A 17,356-nucleotide genomic window follows, 5' to 3' on the forward strand; every position below is an offset into this window, starting at 1 on the left:
CGTTGCGAGGCCGGCTTTGCGCGTTTTTTGGTGTACGTAGCGTGCAGAGTAGGCCCCGCAAGTTTGGGCCCCGCAACGCACCCTAGGATTGGTATCCATGAGCGATTCCGCAGTTACCCCGCAGGCCAGCGACCAGTACGTTCAGTCGCTGGCCCGTGGGCTCGCAGTGATCCGGGCATTCGACGCGAACAACCCCGTGATGACACTTAGCGAAGTCGCTGCCCGCACGGACCTGACTCGCGCCACAGCACGGAGGTTCCTGCACACCTTGGTTGAGCTGGGCTACGTCCGCACCGACGGCAAGACCTTCGCCCTGACGGCCAAGGTGTTGCAGCTCGGGTACTCATACTTGTCGGCGTTGTCCTTGCCCCAGTTGGCCCAGCCGCACCTGGAGCAGCTCAGCTTGAAGCTGGGGGAGTCGACGTCCGCGGCGGTCTTGGACGGCCCGGACATCTTCTACGTGGCCCGCGTGGCCACGCGCCGGATCATGAACGTCGGGATCACCGTCGGCACGCGCTTCCCCGCGTACGCCACGTCCATGGGCCGCGTCCTGCTCGCCGGATTGCCGCAGGCCAAGCTGGAGGCTTACCTCACGACGGCGGAACTCACCCCGCTCACGCCGCGAACCGTCGCCAGCGTGCCCGACTTGAGGGCCGCCGTCGAACGCGTCCGTGCGCAAGGCTGGTGCCTGCTCGACCAAGAGCTCGAAATCGGGCTGATGTCCATCGCAGCCCCGGTGTGGAACCACAACAACGGCGACAACGTTGCGGCCATCAACGTCTCACTGCAGGCCCAAGCCGTCGCCGCGCAACCTGACCCGGAAAAGTACCTCGAGTCAGTGCGACAGGAAGTCGTGGCCACCGCCAACGCGATCTCGCAGGACGTGTCGGCAAAACACTGACTACTTCCGGATCGCTGCCAACCGCGTCTCGAGGATCCGGCGCACCAACGAGTCCGGCACGGGATTGTCCGCCGAGAACCGCAACGTCCCGGGGGACCAGGAGTAACCGCCCAACTCCTCCGACATTTCCGGCAGGATCTGTCCGCTGAACGGATACAGTGCCAGGTGCTTCTTGGTTTCGAGCACACTCAGAAAGCCCTTGCCATCAACCATCAGTGCGGGCATGCCGTAGCTGACGCCTTCTTCGGCATCGGGGGCCAACTCACGGGCGATCCCAACGATCCGCTCTAGAATGGCGCGGTTGCCCTCGCTGACGCTCTCGAGATATTCGGTGACGGTACCCATAGGAACCATGGTTCACCACGCCCGCCCGCGAAGCCAGAGATGAACGACGCCGGATGGCGGCCTTTGTGAGGCAGCCACCCGGCGTCAACGGTTGAGCGGGCTTTTAGCTCGCTCCCGCCAGGCTCACCGCGACATCGACGATCATGTCTTCCTGACCGCCAACGTAACCGGCCTTGCCGATTTCCTCGAGAATCTGCCATGCCGGGACGCCATAGCGTTCAGCTGCGCGTTCGGCATGGATGAGGAAAGATGAGTAGACGCCCGCGTATCCCTGCATGATGGACGCGCGGTCCATGACCGGCATGCGGGTGACAAAGGGTTTGACCACATCTTCGGCCGCCGCCATCACGGCGTGAACGTCCACGCCGGTCTGTATATTCAGGCGCTCGAAAGCCGCTGCCAGGACTTCCGTGGGGGAGTTACCGGCCCCGGCGCCCAAGGCAAGGAGTGTCCCGTCGATTTGCTTGGCACCGGCGCGGGCCGCGTACACCGAATTGGCCACCCCGAAGCTCAGGTTCTGGTGGCCGTGGAAGCCCACCTGGGCGTCAGTTCCGAGCTCCGCCACCAGGGCGGAAACCCGTTCCGTGACGTCGTCCAGGATCAGGGCACCGGCTGAGTCCACCACGTAGACGCACTGGCAGCCGGCATCGGCCATGATCCGGGCCTGCTGCGCGAGCTGCGCAGGGGTGATGCGGTGCGAGAGCATGAGGAATCCGACCGTCTCCATGCCAAGCTGGCGGGCGTGCTGGAAGTGTTGGATGGAGACGTCAGCTTCGGTGCAGTGGGTGGCGATCCTTGCGACCTGGGCGCCGGCCTGGTGGGCTGCGTTGAGATCGTGGATAGTTCCCAAACCGGGGAGCATGAGCACTGCGATCCTGGCGTTCTTCGCCTCATCCACCGCTGCCCGCACCAGGTCCAGCTCGGGGGTCAGGGAGAACCCGTAGTTGAAGGAGGAACCACCCAGGCCGTCGCCGTGGGTGACCTCAATGACCTCCACCTTGGCGTCGTCCAAGGCCCGGACCACTGACCGGACGTGTTCTTCGGTGAATTTGTGGCTCATGGCATGGGAGCCATCGCGCAGGGTGGTGTCAGTGAGTCGGACACTCAGTTCGGGTGCGCTGGTCATGGTCATGCTCCTACGGCTGAAGGGGTAACGGCGGCGTCCATACGCTCGGCCAGCAGGTCAGCTGTCCTCGTGGCCGCAGCCGTGATGATGTCCAGGTTGCCGGCGTATTCGGGAAGGTAGTCTGCCGCCCCCACCACTTGCACCCAGATACCCACACGGCCGTTGCCGTTCCAGTCCTCACGAGCGGCATCGAACTGAGGCTCGACGCGGAGCGAGTAACCGGGCACATACTCCTGGATGGCTGAGACGGCCGTGCTGATGGCGGCACGGATCTTGTCCCGCAATTCACCAGCCTGGGCAGCTTCAGCGGGAATGGAGGCGTAGATCGTGTTGCGCATGATCATGGGCGGTTCCACAGGGTTGATGATGATGATGGCTTTACCGCGGGCAGCCCCACCAACCTCCTCCAATGCCTTGGCCGTGGTTTCGGTGAACTCGTCCACGTTGGCCCGGGTGCCGGGGCCAGCGGATTTGGAGGCGATGGAGGCAACAATCTCGGCGTAGTCTACGGGGACCACGGAGGACACCGCGGCGACGATCGGCGTGGTTGCCTGTCCGGCGCAGGTGATCATGTTGACGTTCAGCACGTCTTCCAAGGAGTCCAGGTTCACCACCGGGCATAGGTAAGGGCCGACGGCGGCCGGCGTCAGGTCGATCGCGTGGATCCCCGCAGCCTTGTACTTGGGAGCGTTGGCCTGGTGGGCTTTGGCTGAAGTGCATTCGAAGACGAAGTCCGGGAGTTCGTCCTGCGACAGCAGCCAGTCGACGCCCTCTGCGGACGTAGTGATGCCCAAGCGTGCTGCACGGGCGAGGCCGTCCGACGCGGGGTCTACGCCAATCATGTACTTGACCTCGACGTTGTTGCTGCGGCGCATGAGTTTGAACATCAAGTCCGTGCCGATATTGCCCGATCCGACGATCGCGGCGGTTTTCTTAGCCATGGAATTCCCTAATCTGTGAAATGGATTGTCAGCGCGCCCAGCGCACCAAAGTCGGCCGTCGCGGATTCTCCGGCTACCACCGGCAGCGCCTTGGTGAAGGAACCGGGCAGGATGAGTTGGCCGGCCTCCAAGGGCACACCTTGCTGGCCCAGGATGTTTGCCAGCCAGGCCAAAGGAATGACGGGATCGCCCATGACGGCCCCGCCGGTGCCGCTTTCGCGGACCTCACCGTTGATCAGGAGATCGCACGTGACTGAGCCCAGGGCATCCACGGACACCGGCAGGGGGACCGAGCCCACCGCGATCGCTCCACAGGACGCATTGTCCGCCACGGTATCCACCAGCTTGATGTCCCAATCGGTGATGCGGGAGTCGATGATTTCAATGGCCGGATAGACCGCCTCGATCGCGGCCGCGGCTTGACCCCGGGTCACCCCGGGGCCTGCCAGTGTCGTCTTCAGGACAAAGCCAAACTCGGGTTCCACCTTGGGCTGAATAAAGTGCGACGCCGGGATCTCCGCCCCGTGGTGGTGGACCATGTCTTCGAAGAAGTACCCGAAATCCGGTGAATCGACACCCAACTGCTGTTGTATGGCCCGCGACGTCAGCCCCACTTTGCGGCCTGCCAGGACGCGGCCCCGGGCAAGGTGATGGTGAAGTTGGTACTGCTGGACGGTGTACGCATCCTGAAGGGTCATGCCGGGTACCCGGTCCCGCAAGGGGGGAACGGGGATCAACGACTCGCTGGCTGCCAGCAGCTCCGCGCCCACGGCGGCCAGCTGGTCCTCTTGGCGACCAGTGGCGGTGGTGACGTTGGCCATTACCGCAGCACCGCCGTCGTGACTCCGAAGCCGGCAATGTATTCCTTGATGGGTTTGTAGAACTCGTAGGTGACGTTGTACTCACCACAGGCACGCAGTGCCGAGTAAGCGGCAACCCATGTGCGGACTTCGTGTGAGGAATGGCCGGCCACCCGGTTCATTTCCGCCGCTTCGTAGGCGTCGAAACCGGCAACGTCGCCTGATGCACAGACCTTCAGGAAGGCCCGGTCCCAGTCGGGATTGAGGTCCATGATGTCCGCCTCGCCCCGCGCGAACGCCTCTGCCGTGGCGATGGTTCGCGCTTGCCGGGCGGCACGGGCCTCCGCTGTTGGGTGCCGTCCGTTGAGTAGCAACGCGCGCTGTTCCTCCGTGGCCGTGGCGATCTGTGGAACAGGAGGGTCGTGGGAGAGGCCACCGGAGCCGATGAACAGTACCCTCTTGTCGAGGTCCCTGAAGAATTCGCCGACGGCGGTGCCGAAGCGGCGGACGCGGGCCATTTTGGAGAACGGCGGGGCTACAGAGTTGATGAAGATGGGGATCACCTGGCGGCCGCCGACATCGCCGCGGTAGATGTTTTCCAGGGGCTGCACAGCGCCGTGGTCCACCTCCATTTGGCGGGAAATGGCGGTATCGATGTCCTGATCGATCACATACTGGGCCAGCCGTTCCGCGATGTCCGTGGGGACGTCCAGCTTCCCGGCGAAGGAGTCGTAGTCACCGGTCCCAAAAGCTTCGTAGCCGATGCAGAAGGGCGGCATCAGGTCGTAGAAGAAGCCGTTGTAGTGGTCCGGGCCGAAGTTGACCACGAGGTCGGGCTCGAAATCCAAAACAAACCCGCGGACGTGATCGAAGGCTGACTCGACGGCGGCTTTGACGTCGGCGGGCGGGTTCGTGTGTTCCAGCAGGGGGCTGTGCGACATGCACACCAGTGCCTGGTTCATGACGACTCCTTTTGTGGGATGTGCTGCCGGGGCAGCTGCTTGTGGGTTCCATTGCACCCCTGCGGATAACCATCCGTCAGGCGTATGTTCCGCAGGGTGGTACGGCGGGCGGGGGCCTACGTGGTGCCCAGGCGGCGCTCCTTGATGGCGTAGGTAAAGGTGGAGTGCATCAGGGCTTTTCCGTCCGCGTCCGTCACGCCCACTTCGGCCACGGCTACGGTGTTGCCGCCGCGGAGGATCCGTGCCGTGGCGATGGCCGGAGACGCCTGGGAATTGGACAGGAAGTTGACGCTCGACTGCACAGCCAAGGGGAACTGCCCGCTGCCTGCGTAGGTCTGCATGGCCAGCAGGGTGCCGGTGATGTCCGCTGCGCCGAAGAGCGCAGCGGCAGAGAACAGCCCGGAGGCTTGGGCGTATGACTCCTGCAGCGGCATGGACATGCTCACGGTGTCTTCGGTGACGGCGTGAGGTTCCAGCTGAAGAGTCGCAGCGATGTCATCGAAACCTCGTTTGGAGGTGAACTCGCCTACGAAAGTTTGGAATTCCTCAAGGGAAGCGGGGTGGCCCATGGTGCGCTCCTGGTGTGAGTGGGGCCGTCCGGCGGCCCCCGTGGTTCGGGATCAGGCTAACGACGGCGGCACCCGCCGTGGCAGGGCGGGTGCCGGTAGGCGGAACACGGCTGCGTCCGCCGATCGTCGCTGTCGTCAGCGGACGGAGGCCTGTTCCCCGGATCCCGTGGAGGGCTCTTCAGCCTGCTGCCGCGCACTGCTTCTGGTTTCCTTGGACAGGAAGACGCACAGGGCAGCGATGGCGATCAGAAGGATGAAGTACCAGGCGATGTTGTCCGTTGTGGCGCCGTTGGAGAGGCCCATGAGCATGGTTGCCATGAGGGGTGCCGTTCCCGCGCCAATTACTGAGCCCAGTTGGAAGCTGAGCGAAACGCCCGTGTAGCGGTCCTGGGTCTCATACTTTTCGGCCAGGAAGGCTCCGATGGGGCCATACATGGACGCTTGAATGATCGGATTTCCCACAACGAACGCCAACGCCACCAACCAGTAGCTGCCGGAATTGAAGAGGGCGAACATCGGGAAGACGAGGACCACTGACACGGCAGCTCCGGCCAGCATGACGGGCCGGCGGCCGAACTTGTCCGAAAGCCAGGCGAAGAACGGGATGGCGAAGATATGCAGGAATGACGAGAAGGTCAGCATCATGAGTGCGTCCTGGCGTGACACCACGCCTTGGGCCGCGACGTAGGGAACTGCCCAGACCGCGAGGAGGGCCTGCATGAACAACGGTCCTGCAGCAGCCATGATGCCGTAGAACGTGGATAGAGGGTACTTCTTGAGCACCCGGACGATGGGAACCCCGGTGTGGACCTCGCCGGCAGCCCTGGCCCGCTCGAAATCGGGTGATTCAGTGACCCGGTATCGGAGGTAGAGGCCGATCACCACCAGGGCGGCGGAGAGCAGGAACGGGATACGCCACCCCCAGCTAAGGAAGGCATCATCGGGCAGCCCCGCGAAGATTCCCAGGACCAAGGTTGCCAGCACCGATCCCGTGGGCCCGCCAGTCACTGCGATGGATGCCGCAAAGCCGCGGTTCTTCTCTTTGACGTGTTCTGCTGCCATGAGTGTGGCGCCGGCCCATTCGCCTCCGACGGCCAGGCCCTGGACCACCCGGAGCAGCACCAGGGTGAGCGGCGCAGCCACGCCGATGGCCTGGTAGGTGGGCATGAGGCCGATGGCGATGGATACGGAGCCCATCATCATGAGCGTGATGAAGAGCATGTTCTTGCGGCCGAACTTGTCACCGAAGTGGCCAAACAGGACACCACCGATAGGCCGGGAGAGGTATCCGGCAAGGAGAATCACGAACGAAAGCGCGGTACCCAGGCCCGGGTCCATGTCCGCCGGGAAGAACAGCTTGGGAAAGACCAAGCCGGCAGCCGCACCGTACAACAGGAAGTCGTAGTACTCAACGGTGGAACCAAGGAAGCTGGAGACCAGCGCGCGGCGGGTGTCCTTCTTCCCGGTGGCCGCAGGCGGCGGGGGAGTGGGGTATTGCGTCATTGCATGCTCCAGGGGGTGGGATCTATCAGTGGACGGATTCAGAGATCACGTTGACAATGGGTCCGGACGGCACGTGTGACCAATGCCACGTTCCGTACGGCGGCACAAATGCTGCATACATGCTGGCCAGCCAGCTCATCGACGCCCTCGGCCGGAGCCGCCGTGCTGGGTTCAGCCGATGGTGCCGAGGGAGTGGCAGCGTTCAAGGAGCGGCGTGGGCTCCGATAGGCGGGCCGCTAGGTGGGGAACCATGCCGGGCATGCGTGATTGACAGTGCCCGCTGTTCCGGGGTTCGGCACGGCAGCTAGTGCGGGGTGTCGGCTTTCGTGTCCCATGGGACGAACACCCAATTCTTCGATGTGAACGAAGGGCCCACCCATGACCACCACGGACTCCTGCCCGTCACAAGCACATGCAGCCATCGGCCGGATGCCCCGGCCGGCTTCCATGACGGCGAACATTGACGTCTCGCCACTGGTGGACGCCGCAGCCGGGCTCATCGACAGGTCCATCTATTCGGACACCGGCATTTACCAGCAGGAACTGCGCCGCATCTTTGCACGCAGTTGGCTGTTCCTGGCGCACACGAGCCAGTTCACCAAACCCGGAGACTTCTTCACCACCTTCATGGGCGAGGATCCCGTGATCGTCACCATGGACAAATCCAAGTCCATCAGGGCCTATTTGAATGCCTGCCGGCACCGCGGCGTCAGGCTGAGCCGGGCAGATGCCGGTGCCACCAAGATGTTCACCTGCACCTACCACGGATGGTCCTTCGACCTTGCGGGTGCCCTTCAATCGGTGCCGAATGAGAAGGCATATCCAGAGGACTTCGACAAGAAGGACTGGGGCCTCATCGATGTTCCCAACGTTGCTGAGTACAAGGGCTTGCTCTTTGGAAACTGGGACCCCGCTGCGGAACCCCTCGAAGAAGCCCTGGGAGACATGCGGTACTACCTGGACGCCATGCTGGACAGGGACCCGGAGGGAACCGAGGTCATGGGCGGGGTCATGAAATGGGAGCTGGAAGGAAACTGGAAGCTGGCCGCTGAACAGTTCGCCACAGACTGGTACCACGTCAATATGTCCCATGCTTCGGCCCTCATGGTGATGTCCCCCACCGGGCGGGGACCAAAACCGGAGGTTGCTGAGACTCCCGGCCGCCAGTTCCTCTCGCCGAAGGGCCACGGGGCTGGTTTTCCTACGCACCCCAAGTCCCGCTTCGACGCCGAGGCCGTTCACGACTACTACGATTACCAGGCTCTGCGGGAGCGGTTGGGTGATGCCGCTGTCGAGGGCCCCTTGACTACCGGCCACGCTACGGTGTTTCCGTCTTTCTCGTACCTGCCCGTCAACGGCTCCATCCGTGTGTGGCACCCCAAGGGCCCCAACAAGATCGAGGTGTGGGCGTGGATTCTGGTGGACAAGTCAATGCCGGACGACGTCAAGGATGCCCAGCGCCTCTACAACCTCAGAACCTTCGGGCCGTCGGGAATCTTCGAGGCCGACGACGGCGAGAACTGGTCCGAGATCCAAGCCATTTCCGGTGGTTTCGTCACTAACCAGGTGCCTCTGAACTTCCAGATGGGGATTGGCAGTGAACGCCACGACGGCACCTATCCTGGCGAGACCAGCGAGCTGTATTCAGACGCTGCAGGACGGTCCTTCTACCGACATTGGGCGGCGCTGATGAACCAACCCGCCTGGCACGAGAACACTGTAGGAGCAAGCAATGAATGAAGCTATCAGCATCGGTACCGCCGGGGACATCGAGCAGGGCGAAGCAACAGTGGTTCCCGCCGGTACCAACGGCACGGACCAGGACATCGCGGTGTTCCACGCCGAGGATGGCAACTTCTACGCCTTGAACGACACCTGCACCCATGAGACGGCGTCCTTGGCTGACGGCTGGATCGAAGGTACGGAGGTGGAATGCCCCGTGCATTCGGCCAAGTTCTGCTTGAAGTCCGGCTCGGCCCTTTGCCTGCCGGCCACTCTTCCGGCCCGCACGCACATGGTTGAAGTCCGGGATGGCGAGCTTCTGCTGTACCCAAACATCGACGCCGTGGTTTAGACGTGCGTGGAACCCTTGAGAGGACAAAACCATGACGCTGGCATCAGTCACGATCGTGGGCGGCGGAATGTCCGGCTTCACCGTTGCCAAGGAGCTTCGGGGCCGGGGGTTTACGGGCGCCCTGACCATCATCGACCCCGCCGGGGTTCCGTACGACCGCCCGCCCCTCAGCAAGGACTACCTGCTCGGCGCGCGCAGCCAAGAGGACATCCAGCTGGCGGGGCGGACCTGGTTCGCTGAACACCACGTGGACATCGTCACGGGCACTGTTGCTGCCCTCCGGCCGGACGAGGGGACTGTTGTCCTCGAGGATGGGCGCCGGATCACCAGTGACAAGGTGGTCCTGGCAACCGGGGGGACTGCGCGTCGATTGCCCATTCCGGGCGGAGACCTCCCCTCGGTTCTGGAGTTGCGTACCCGCGATGATGCCGACCGCCTGCGTTCCCTGTTGGTTCCGGGTTCCCGCCTGGCGATCATTGGGGCCGGCCTGATTGGCGCCGAGGTAGCGTCATCGGCGTTGCCCTTCGGTGCCGATGTTGTCTTGATCGATCCCGTGGACCCTCCGTTGGTTCCTGCGGTTGGCCCCGAGCTGGCCCGTCGCCTTCACGCGATGCACCCGGCCAATGGTGTTGAGGTGGTGACGGGAGTACCCACGTCCATCACTGTTGATGCCACGGGCCACAAGGTCACTCTTGAATCGGGACACACCATCACGGCCGACGCTGTACTGGTGGGCATCGGCATCGTCCCCGAAACCGCGTTGGCCGAGTCTGCGGGCCTGGAGACGGACAATGGAACGCTGGTGGATGAGTCCCAGCGGACCACGCACCCCAACGTTTACGCCGTGGGGGACAGCTCACGCGTCCGGCTCGCGAATGGAACGTTGCTGCGCCGGGCCGAGCACTGGGAGCACGCCATGAAAACAGGCGCGACGGCGGCTGCCGCACTTGTGGGGGACGATCTGCCGGAGCACGGCGCCAGCTGGTTCTGGTCCGATCGCCACGGGGTCCATGTTGAGGGCGTGGGCAGCATGACAGGAGAAGGGGCCACGATCGTCCGCGAGAAGGACGGCGAACCCGCCGTCGTCTTCAAGCTCGACGTCGGGGGCTACTTGGCTGGCTGCGCCGCGGTGGACGGGGGCCTGGCTGTTCGGGCCGCCCGCCGCATCATTGATCGCCGGATTCGAGTGGATCCGAAGCAGCTGGCGGATCCGTCCATTGATCTCAAGAAACTCGCACGGTAGTCCCACAGCTTAAGGAAGCGTGAACCCATGACCGAACATGTTATTGCGGCGGCGGCTGCCCAAGCCGTGGACGACATCGAGGGTGGCCTGGCCGATGCAACGCTGGCCTACCGCGTCCAACAGTTTTATTTCCATGAGGCGGAACTGCTGGATGATGGACGGTTTGCCGACTGGCTGGAAATCTTCGACGAAGACCTCAGCTACTGGGCTCCGTTGCGCACCAACCGGCTCCGCCGCCAAGCGGCCCTGTCCATTGGGGCCCCGGGCGAAGCCGCGTACTTCGACGAGACCAAGGAATCCCTTGCCTGGCGCATCCGGCGCTACGATTCCGGGATGGCATGGGCAGAAGATCCGCCCTCACGTACCCGCCATCTGATCTCGAATGTCACCGTGCGGATTACTGCTGGGGGAGAGCTCAAGGTCAGGAGCGCATTCCTGGTCTACAGGAACCGCCTCCAGACGGAAACTGACATCTACGCTGGTGGCCGGACGGATATTCTCCGGATTCAGCCGGACGGCAGTTTCCGCGTGGCGCGGCGCGAGTTGCTCTTCGACGCAAATGTTCTTCAGGCCAAAAACCTCAGCACGTTCTTCTAGCGTCCTTCACTAATTTCACAGGAGGCCCGGCGCTGGGCGGGTCGTTGCTGCGGCAGAGAGGTAAAAATGAGTGAAAACCAATCCGCGGGGTGGCTCAACGGCGATGTTGCCTTGGTCACCGGTGGAGGCTCGGGCATTGGCCGGGCAGTGGCAGAACGGTTCCTTGCCGAGGGTGCGTCAGTAGCGATTTTCGGGAGGGACCTGAACAAACTGAAGGCCATGGCTGACGCCACTGGTGCTGGTGAGCGGATTCTGCCGTTGGCAGGAGATGTCAGGGATTCGGGGTCGCTGCACGAGGCTGTGGAACGAACGGTCCAGCACTTCGGCAAGCTGGACGTGCTGGTCCCCAACGCAGGAATCTGGGACTACAACCGCTCGGTCACCAAGCTGACGGGTGCAGAGCTTTCGGAAGCGTTTGATGAGCTCTTTGCCATCAACGTCAAGGGCTACCTCCTGTCCGTGGAGGCGGCGTGGCGCGAACTGGTCAAGACCCGGGGTTCCATTGTGATGACCTTATCCAACGCCTCCTTCCATACGGCCGGCGGTGGTCCTGTCTACACGGCGTCCAAGTTTGCTTGCCGTGGCCTGGTCAATCAGTTGGCTTACGAGCTTGCCCCGAAGGTCCGGGTTAATGGCGTGGCGGTGGGCGGGATGAACACCGACCTCCGCGGACCGGAGTCCATTGGCCTCAATGACCGCTCCATCTCGCAGTCCTTTGCGCGGAGCACTGTCACCGGAAACAATCCATTGATTCCGCTGCACGACGCCTCGGTTGATCCCAAGGACTTTACGGGCCCGTACGTCCTCTTGGCTTCCCGGCAGAATTCCAGCAACGTTACTGGTGCCATCATTCCGGTGGATGGCGGCATTGCTGTTCGCGGTTTCGGGACGACCGCGGCGGGCGGTGATGAGCTGTGACGTGCAGTGTGGATCTCAATCCTGCCACCGGAATCCGACGCCAGGCGGCGTACTTTCCGGATCGCATCGCCGTGGTCTATGAAGAGCAGGAGATGGACTACCGGGCCTTCGTTGAAACCGTGGAAGCCATGGCCAAGGCCTTGCTGGCACAGGGGACACAGCGGGGTGACCGGGTGGCGTATCTAGGCCTGAACAGCAGCACCTTCCTTGTAACCATGATGGCGTCCTGGTGGGTGGGCGCCGTGTTTGAGCCACTGAATTTCCGGTTGGCACCCCGCGAAGTGGAGGGGTTGCTGGAAAGGTCCACCCCCGCCATCTTGGTGGTGGAACCGGGCCACCAGGCAATCGTGGAAGCGATCGGCCAGTCCCTCCCAGGCGAGCCCACGCTGGTGCTGGTGGACAATGACGGCCTGACGCCCCTGCAGTCTGAGTCTGGCTCCCAGTGGGTGTCGCTGAGCAGTTTCCTGGCTGTGGGCGAAACCACGGAAGCATGTGAACCACTGCCGGCCGGGGATGAGGACCTTGCGGTGCTGATGTTTACTTCCGGAACCACTGGCAAGCCCAAGGGCGTGTGCATCTCTTTTGGGAACCTTTGGTGGAATTCGGTCAATGTCGATTCCCTGGTGGACACCCGCCGGGGAGACGTCAACCTTGCTGTGGCCCCTTTGTTCCACATCGGCGCGCTCAACGCCCTGACTATCCGTTCGCTGGTCCGGGGCGGGACAACCGTGGTCCGGCGGGCCTTCGACCCCCGGCTGGCGCTCCGTGACATCGAGGAGTTCGGAGTTTCCCAGGCATTTCTAGTGCCGGCCCAGCTCTCAGCGATGCAGCAGACGGAGGATTTTTTGAGCAGGGACATTTCCAGCCTGCGGGCGCTGATCTGCGCGGGAGCTCCGGTGCCACCGGTCCTCCTCCGGCAGTACCAAGCCAAGGGCGTCTTCGTGCAGCAGGCGTGGGGACTCACCGAAACCTCTCCTTTTGCCACGTATCTTCCTGCCGAGCTCACGCATCAGAAGGCTGGATCGTGTGGAATTCCCATGCCGTACACCCAAGTACGCATCGTGGACCCTGTGACGTTCGCGGAAGTGACGGAACCCGGCGCCCGCGGTGAGATGTGGGTCAAAGGCCCCAACGTCACCAGCGGCTACTGGAACGATCCTGAAGCAACCGTGCAGGCCTTCCACAAGGGATGGTTCCGCACCGGTGACATCGGCTACACGGATGAATCGGGCTACTTCTACATCGTGGATCGATTGAAGGACATGATCATCACCGGCGGGGAGAACGTCTATCCTGCCGAAGTCGAGCGCGCTTTGATGGAATTTCCAGGGGTTCTGGACGTAGCTGTGGTGGGAGTTGAGGACGCGCAGTGGGGCGAATCCGTGGTTGCGGTGATGAGCTGCCGGGACGGTGAAGTTCCCGCGATCGAGGATGTCAGGGCTTTCGCTGGCGACTATCTGGCGCGTTACAAACTCCCCAAGAAGCTGGTCCTGGTGGGCAGCGTTCCGCGGAACGGCGCCGGGAAGCTGGACAAGCAGAGCATTCGCCAACTCGCGGTTGATGGAAAGTGAGGCGTCGTGTCGTCCAATGAAGTAGACCTGCTCAAGTGGCCGGACCCGTTGCCCGGTTCGTGGACCGCCGTCGTGAGTCCTGCCGCGGACGCTGAGGTCACCAGATACGCAGTGTTCGACGACGGCCGGCCGGCTGGGACGGTTGCGGTGGAGTTCGTTATGGCTACTCCGCTGGCGGCGAGCTACCCAGTCAGCGCCCGCGACCGCCTGCTGACTCCCGATGCCGGGGCTGGCGCTGAGGCTCTGCAACTGGTTTCCGAACGAATCCTGCAGATGGACCCGGCATGCCGGCGGTTGGTGAGGGCTGTGGATGAGGGCGACATTGCAGCCATCGCCCTGGGGGAAGCGGCCGGCTACCGTTATGTGGTGGACGTGGACATTCCCGGGCGCTCGCTTGCCCTGTTGGCAGCCGAACCAGGATGGGTCATGGAAGCCTCGCGCTACCTTGACGACGTTCCTACCAAGGGAAGTTAACTGCCGTTGATCAGGCGCAGCTGATGTTGACGCCGGGCAGTGGCGGCCGCGACCGCCCGGCTGGCGGCGTAGCAAACCTTGCGCAGGGCGGTTGACTGGGACTCCGGGATGAATTTTCCGGCCGGTCCGGAAACGGACAGGGCAGCAACCGGCCGTCCGTTCGGCCCCATAACGGGCGCTGCGATGCAGTTGAGGCCCTGCAGGATCTCCTCACGGTCGTAGGCCAGATTATTGAGGCGGACCTGTTGGAGCTCCACCTGCAATGCTTCGGGATCGGTGATGGTGGACGGCGTCCATGCCGCGAGTTCCGACGCCATGACTTGTTCGCTTGCCTCAGGATTGTAGGCGAGCAGTACCTTGCCTACGGCGGTGCAGTAGGCAGGCGCCCGGCCGCCGATGCGCGAGGGGCTTTTGACTTGGAGGTGTCCGTACAGCTTGTTCAAGTAGGCCACTTCGGTTCCGACGAGCACGGCCAGATGCACGGTTTGGCGGCTCAGTTCGTAGAGATCGGCCAAGTATGGCGTCAGCGCATCCCGCATCCTGCCGTGGGCTGCAGTTTCCTGTCCGGCGCCCAGGTTGTGAATCAGTTTTCCCAAACGGTAGGCGTTCCCGGCCCGCTCCACCGCGCCGCTGCGTTGCAACATTCCGAGCACCCGGAAAGCGGTGGACTTGGACATATCCGCCCTGCGGGCGAGTTCGCTCACGCCGACTCCCGTGAAGGCATCGTTGCCGAAGGAGCTGAGCAGCGCCATTGCTTTGTCGACGGCGGCACGATCGTCTCGGGGTGGCGTGGAGAGGGTGGATGTCACGGAAACCTCCAGGTATGGGCAGCTTTGACCAGAATGGAGCCAGATGGGCCGGTGCTCGGTTTTTTAAAGTGTCCCGAGGGATCGAGAGTATGTCAAACGTGACAGTTCGTCATTTATAAGTGACACTTGAGCTGTGACTCTCAACGATCTGGTCTCCCGCAACATCCGCCGCTTCCGGGCAGAGCGAAACATCACCCAGGGCGAACTCGCCCGGCGAGCCAACTTGTCCAAGCAGACGCTCTCCAAAATCGAGCAGGGCGAGGGCAACCCCACCATCGGTACCTTGGAGTTGATCGGCGAGGCGCTGGGCCTGAGTTTCCGGCGTTTGGTGACCGAATGGGGGACCAAGACCTATATTTCCCGCGCCGCGGATGCGACCTGGGAGGGCTCGGCTTCGGGTAACGAGCGGAACCTGGACAAGATTTACGGCTCCGGGTACGTCCGCACACAGGTCATAGAGCTCCACGAAACTCCACGTGTACGGAAGATGACGGCGCAAAGTCCGGGCACATTGCACCAGGTCTACGTCATCCAGGGGCAGCTTGAGGCCGGCCCCCTCCAGGAACTCCTCACCTTGAACGCAGGTGATTTTGTGAGGTTCCCCGGCGATGTTGACCACGGGTTCCGGGGTGTTGACGGGAAGGCAGTGATCCACCTGACCACCACGGCGCCCGAGGTTCCCCAGTTCACGGCGCCACCGGAGCAGTGAGCGCACCCGTCCAGTAGGCTACGGCAGCGTGTTGGTGGGCTACGGTTTCCATGCCGCCTACCGGAACACACGCTGGCTGCTGCGACTCCCCGTCGCGAGGATTGAGCGATGAAAACCACTGCGGACAGCGAAGTCGTGATCGTGGGTGCCGGTCCGGCCGGACTGATGCTTGCCAACATCCTTGGTATGTACGGCCGTTCTGTGACGGTCCTGGAGGCCCGTGACCAACTGATCGATTACCCCCGGGGAGTGGGACTCGACGATGAGTCGTTCCGGACCATTCAGACCATAGGCCTCGCCGAACAGGTGAAACCTCACACCACCCCGCAGCACATCATGAGGCTGGTCAACGGAGCCGGCAAGGTCATCCTTGAGAACAACCCCCGCACGCTCGAATTCGGCTGGGACCGGAAGCATGGTTTTATCCAGCCCGACGTTGACCGGGTGCTCCTGGATGGGTTGGGGCGTTTCGAGAACGTACGCGTCCTGTTCGGGCACCAGGTGGATGTGGTTGAGGAGGATGCCGGGGGCGTGACTGCCGTAGCCCGCGTGACCGCAGGAGGGGCAGAAACTGAGCAGCGGTTCCGGGCACGTTTTCTGGTGGGCTGTGAGGGCGGTAAGTCGCCCACCAGAAAGCGGTTGGGTGTCACCTTCGAGGGACGTTCCCCGTCTACCCGTTGGCTGGTTGTGGACGTGAACAACGATCCTTTGGGAACTCCCAATGTCTTCCTGGGGGCCGACCCCAAACGCCCCTATGTCTCGATCGGACTGCCGCATGCCGTCCGCCGATTTGAGTTCATGCTGCATCCGCACGAGACCGAAGACCAGGTCACGGATCCGGACTTCGTCAACGGCATGCTCAAGGGTCACGTTCCGGATCCAGCCAGCCTGGACTACATCCGGCGCCGGGTCTTCACCCATCACGGGCGGGTAGCCGGCTCCTTCCGCGGCGGCCGCCAACTGATTGCCGGCGACGCTGCCCACCTCATGCCCGTGTGGATGGGCCAGGGGTGGAATTCGGGCATCAGGGATGCCACCAATCTTGGCTGGAAACTGGCCACAGTGCTGGCCGGTACAGCCGACGCCGACATTCTGGATACCTACACGTCGGAGCGGCGGGCGCATGCGAAAGCCATGGTGGATCTGTCACTGACCATGGGCTCTGTGATCAAACTGACGCATCCGGTGGCCGTGGCTGCCCGCGATGCCGCCGCCACAGTGCTCAATCTGTTCCCCCAGGTGAAGAGCTACTTTGCGGACATGCGGTTCAAACCCATGCCGCGGTACTCCGAGGGAGTCCTGGCGGATCCCAGCACGCGGGAGGCGGGCCGCGCAGCCCCCAGGTTGAGCAGCAATCTGGTAGCCGTCCGGACAGCCAGAAACAAGGTGTCGCCAGTGGGATTGCAGTTTCCCCAGCCCCGGGTGAACTCCTGGGCCGGGCGCAATCTGTTGTTGGACGACGCTGTGGGCAACTGGTGGGCAGTTATCTTGTGGGGCAACAGCCCCCGGGATGTCCTCCCCGGGGAAGCGTTGGCCAAACTGGAAGCCCTGGGCGCCCGCCTGGTGTGCATCCTGCCGGAAACCCAGCGTGAATGGGCGGAGGCGTACATGTCTCCGGATGTCCTAGTCCTGGGTGACCATACGGGCGCCGTCAAGAAGTGGTTTGACGACAGGCCCACGCCCATGGTGTTCCTCCGCCCGGACCGCTTTGTGGCAGGTGCCTGCCTCATCCAGCACGCGCCCGAAACTCTCGACGCGATCCTGGCATCAATGTCCTTCGTCGGCAGCCCCGTGCTTCCTCAGCACTAGAGGCG

Annotated in this window: 18 protein-coding genes; 10 read left to right on the forward strand and 8 right to left on the reverse strand. The window is 63.1% G+C overall.

Annotated features, from left to right (window positions below; genetic code table 11):
* Positions 1-97 precede the first annotated feature (97 nt).
* A complete protein-coding gene (locus LN996_RS10685; protein WP_231340365.1) occupies positions 98-901 on the forward strand; it encodes an IclR family transcriptional regulator C-terminal domain-containing protein in 804 nt (267 codons plus the stop codon).
* Here LN996_RS10685 and LN996_RS10690 read toward each other — a convergent pair whose 3' ends face one another.
* From LN996_RS10690 to LN996_RS10720, 7 genes are all read right to left on the reverse strand, one after another.
* On the reverse strand, positions 902-1,246 hold the full coding sequence (locus LN996_RS10690; protein WP_231340366.1) for an iron chaperone: 345 nt from the start codon (positions 1,244-1,246) through the stop codon (positions 902-904).
* Between the two features lie 103 nt (positions 1,247-1,349).
* On the reverse strand, positions 1,350-2,372 hold the full coding sequence (gene dmpG, locus LN996_RS10695) for a 4-hydroxy-2-oxovalerate aldolase (RefSeq protein ID WP_231340367.1): 1,023 nt from the start codon (positions 2,370-2,372) through the stop codon (positions 1,350-1,352).
* 2 nt (positions 2,373-2,374) lie between these two features.
* Entirely contained in the window at positions 2,375-3,313 is a 939-nt protein-coding gene (locus LN996_RS10700; RefSeq protein ID WP_231340368.1) for an acetaldehyde dehydrogenase (acetylating), read from the reverse strand.
* An 8-nt stretch (positions 3,314-3,321) separates the two neighbouring features.
* Positions 3,322-4,134, reverse strand: coding sequence for a 2-keto-4-pentenoate hydratase (locus LN996_RS10705; protein ID WP_231340369.1), 813 nt, complete (start codon positions 4,132-4,134; stop codon positions 3,322-3,324).
* Entirely contained in the window at positions 4,134-5,075 is a 942-nt protein-coding gene (locus LN996_RS10710; protein WP_231340370.1) for a 3-carboxyethylcatechol 2,3-dioxygenase, read from the reverse strand. Before LN996_RS10710 ends, LN996_RS10705 begins: the two co-directional genes overlap by 1 nt.
* 116 nt (positions 5,076-5,191) lie before the next feature.
* Positions 5,192-5,644: a PaaI family thioesterase gene (locus tag LN996_RS10715; protein ID WP_231340371.1), complete on the reverse strand. Its 453-nt coding sequence runs from the start codon at positions 5,642-5,644 to the stop codon at positions 5,192-5,194.
* Between the two features lie 135 nt (positions 5,645-5,779).
* The gene (locus tag LN996_RS10720; protein ID WP_231340372.1) at positions 5,780-7,147 is read right to left on the reverse strand and encodes an MFS transporter; all 1,368 of its coding nucleotides are present in this window, start codon (positions 7,145-7,147) and stop codon (positions 5,780-5,782) included.
* A 378-nt stretch (positions 7,148-7,525) separates the two neighbouring features.
* Between LN996_RS10720 and LN996_RS10725 the strand changes: the two genes are divergently transcribed.
* From LN996_RS10725 to LN996_RS10755, 7 genes are all read left to right on the forward strand, one after another.
* Positions 7,526-8,887 carry an aromatic ring-hydroxylating dioxygenase subunit alpha gene (locus LN996_RS10725; RefSeq protein ID WP_231340373.1) on the forward strand — a complete coding sequence of 454 codons (1,362 nt, stop codon included), beginning with the start codon at positions 7,526-7,528 and terminating at the stop codon, positions 8,885-8,887.
* On the forward strand, positions 8,880-9,221 hold the full coding sequence (locus LN996_RS10730; protein ID WP_231340374.1) for a non-heme iron oxygenase ferredoxin subunit: 342 nt from the start codon (positions 8,880-8,882) through the stop codon (positions 9,219-9,221). The genes LN996_RS10725 and LN996_RS10730 overlap by 8 nt, the downstream gene beginning before the upstream one ends.
* A 31-nt stretch (positions 9,222-9,252) precedes the next feature.
* Entirely contained in the window at positions 9,253-10,464 is a 1,212-nt protein-coding gene (locus LN996_RS10735; RefSeq protein ID WP_231340375.1) for an NAD(P)/FAD-dependent oxidoreductase, read from the forward strand.
* Between the two features lie 27 nt (positions 10,465-10,491).
* Entirely contained in the window at positions 10,492-11,061 is a 570-nt protein-coding gene (locus LN996_RS10740) for a 3-phenylpropionate/cinnamic acid dioxygenase subunit beta (RefSeq protein WP_231340376.1), read from the forward strand.
* A 66-nt stretch (positions 11,062-11,127) separates the two neighbouring features.
* Positions 11,128-11,979, forward strand: coding sequence for a 3-(cis-5,6-dihydroxycyclohexa-1,3-dien-1-yl)propanoate dehydrogenase (gene hcaB, locus LN996_RS10745; protein ID WP_231340377.1), 852 nt, complete (start codon positions 11,128-11,130; stop codon positions 11,977-11,979).
* Positions 11,980-11,987: 8 nt separating this feature from the next.
* Positions 11,988-13,550, forward strand: a complete 1,563-nt coding sequence (locus LN996_RS10750; protein WP_231340378.1) for a long-chain fatty acid--CoA ligase — start codon at positions 11,988-11,990, stop codon at positions 13,548-13,550.
* Between the two features lie 6 nt (positions 13,551-13,556).
* Positions 13,557-14,024, forward strand: coding sequence for a hypothetical protein (locus LN996_RS10755; RefSeq protein ID WP_231340379.1), 468 nt, complete (start codon positions 13,557-13,559; stop codon positions 14,022-14,024).
* On the opposite strand, the gene LN996_RS10760 is transcribed toward LN996_RS10755, so the two are convergent.
* Entirely contained in the window at positions 14,021-14,833 is an 813-nt protein-coding gene (locus LN996_RS10760; RefSeq protein ID WP_231340380.1) for an IclR family transcriptional regulator, read from the reverse strand. The genes LN996_RS10755 and LN996_RS10760 overlap by 4 nt on opposite strands.
* A gap of 133 nt (positions 14,834-14,966) precedes the next feature.
* Here LN996_RS10760 and LN996_RS10765 point away from each other — a divergent pair, with 133 nt between their 5' ends.
* Together LN996_RS10765 and LN996_RS10770 are read left to right on the forward strand one after the other, a co-directional pair.
* Entirely contained in the window at positions 14,967-15,542 is a 576-nt protein-coding gene (locus LN996_RS10765; protein ID WP_231340381.1) for a helix-turn-helix domain-containing protein, read from the forward strand.
* A 108-nt stretch (positions 15,543-15,650) separates the two neighbouring features.
* The gene (locus LN996_RS10770) at positions 15,651-17,351 is read left to right on the forward strand and encodes a bifunctional 3-(3-hydroxy-phenyl)propionate/3-hydroxycinnamic acid hydroxylase (RefSeq protein ID WP_231340382.1); all 1,701 of its coding nucleotides are present in this window, start codon (positions 15,651-15,653) and stop codon (positions 17,349-17,351) included.
* The last annotated feature ends 5 nt before the right edge of the window (positions 17,352-17,356 follow it).

This window comes from Arthrobacter sp. AK01, from assembly GCF_021109375.1.
Lineage (GTDB): Bacteria > Actinomycetota > Actinomycetes > Actinomycetales > Micrococcaceae > Arthrobacter.

What these genes read in the sequence shown, in the direction of transcription:
- LN996_RS10685 (WP_231340365.1), top strand. Translation starts at nt 98, where the DNA reads ATGAGCGATTCCGCAGTTACCCCGCAGGCCAGCGACCAGTACGTTCAG.
- LN996_RS10690 (WP_231340366.1), bottom strand. Translation starts at nt 1,246, where the DNA reads ATGGGTACCGTCACCGAATATCTCGAGAGCGTCAGCGAGGGCAACCGC.
- dmpG (WP_231340367.1), bottom strand. Translation starts at nt 2,372, where the DNA reads ATGACCAGCGCACCCGAACTGAGTGTCCGACTCACTGACACCACCCTG.
- LN996_RS10700 (WP_231340368.1), bottom strand. Translation starts at nt 3,313, where the DNA reads ATGGCTAAGAAAACCGCCGCGATCGTCGGATCGGGCAATATCGGCACG.
- LN996_RS10705 (WP_231340369.1), bottom strand. Translation starts at nt 4,134, where the DNA reads ATGGCCAACGTCACCACCGCCACTGGTCGCCAAGAGGACCAGCTGGCC.
- LN996_RS10710 (WP_231340370.1), bottom strand. Translation starts at nt 5,075, where the DNA reads ATGAACCAGGCACTGGTGTGCATGTCGCACAGCCCCCTGCTGGAACAC.
- LN996_RS10715 (WP_231340371.1), bottom strand. Translation starts at nt 5,644, where the DNA reads ATGGGCCACCCCGCTTCCCTTGAGGAATTCCAAACTTTCGTAGGCGAG.
- LN996_RS10720 (WP_231340372.1), bottom strand. Translation starts at nt 7,147, where the DNA reads ATGACGCAATACCCCACTCCCCCGCCGCCTGCGGCCACCGGGAAGAAG.
- LN996_RS10725 (WP_231340373.1), top strand. Translation starts at nt 7,526, where the DNA reads ATGACCACCACGGACTCCTGCCCGTCACAAGCACATGCAGCCATCGGC.
- LN996_RS10730 (WP_231340374.1), top strand. Translation starts at nt 8,880, where the DNA reads ATGAATGAAGCTATCAGCATCGGTACCGCCGGGGACATCGAGCAGGGC.
- LN996_RS10735 (WP_231340375.1), top strand. Translation starts at nt 9,253, where the DNA reads ATGACGCTGGCATCAGTCACGATCGTGGGCGGCGGAATGTCCGGCTTC.
- LN996_RS10740 (WP_231340376.1), top strand. Translation starts at nt 10,492, where the DNA reads ATGACCGAACATGTTATTGCGGCGGCGGCTGCCCAAGCCGTGGACGAC.
- hcaB (WP_231340377.1), top strand. Translation starts at nt 11,128, where the DNA reads ATGAGTGAAAACCAATCCGCGGGGTGGCTCAACGGCGATGTTGCCTTG.
- LN996_RS10770 (WP_231340382.1), top strand. Translation starts at nt 15,651, where the DNA reads ATGAAAACCACTGCGGACAGCGAAGTCGTGATCGTGGGTGCCGGTCCG.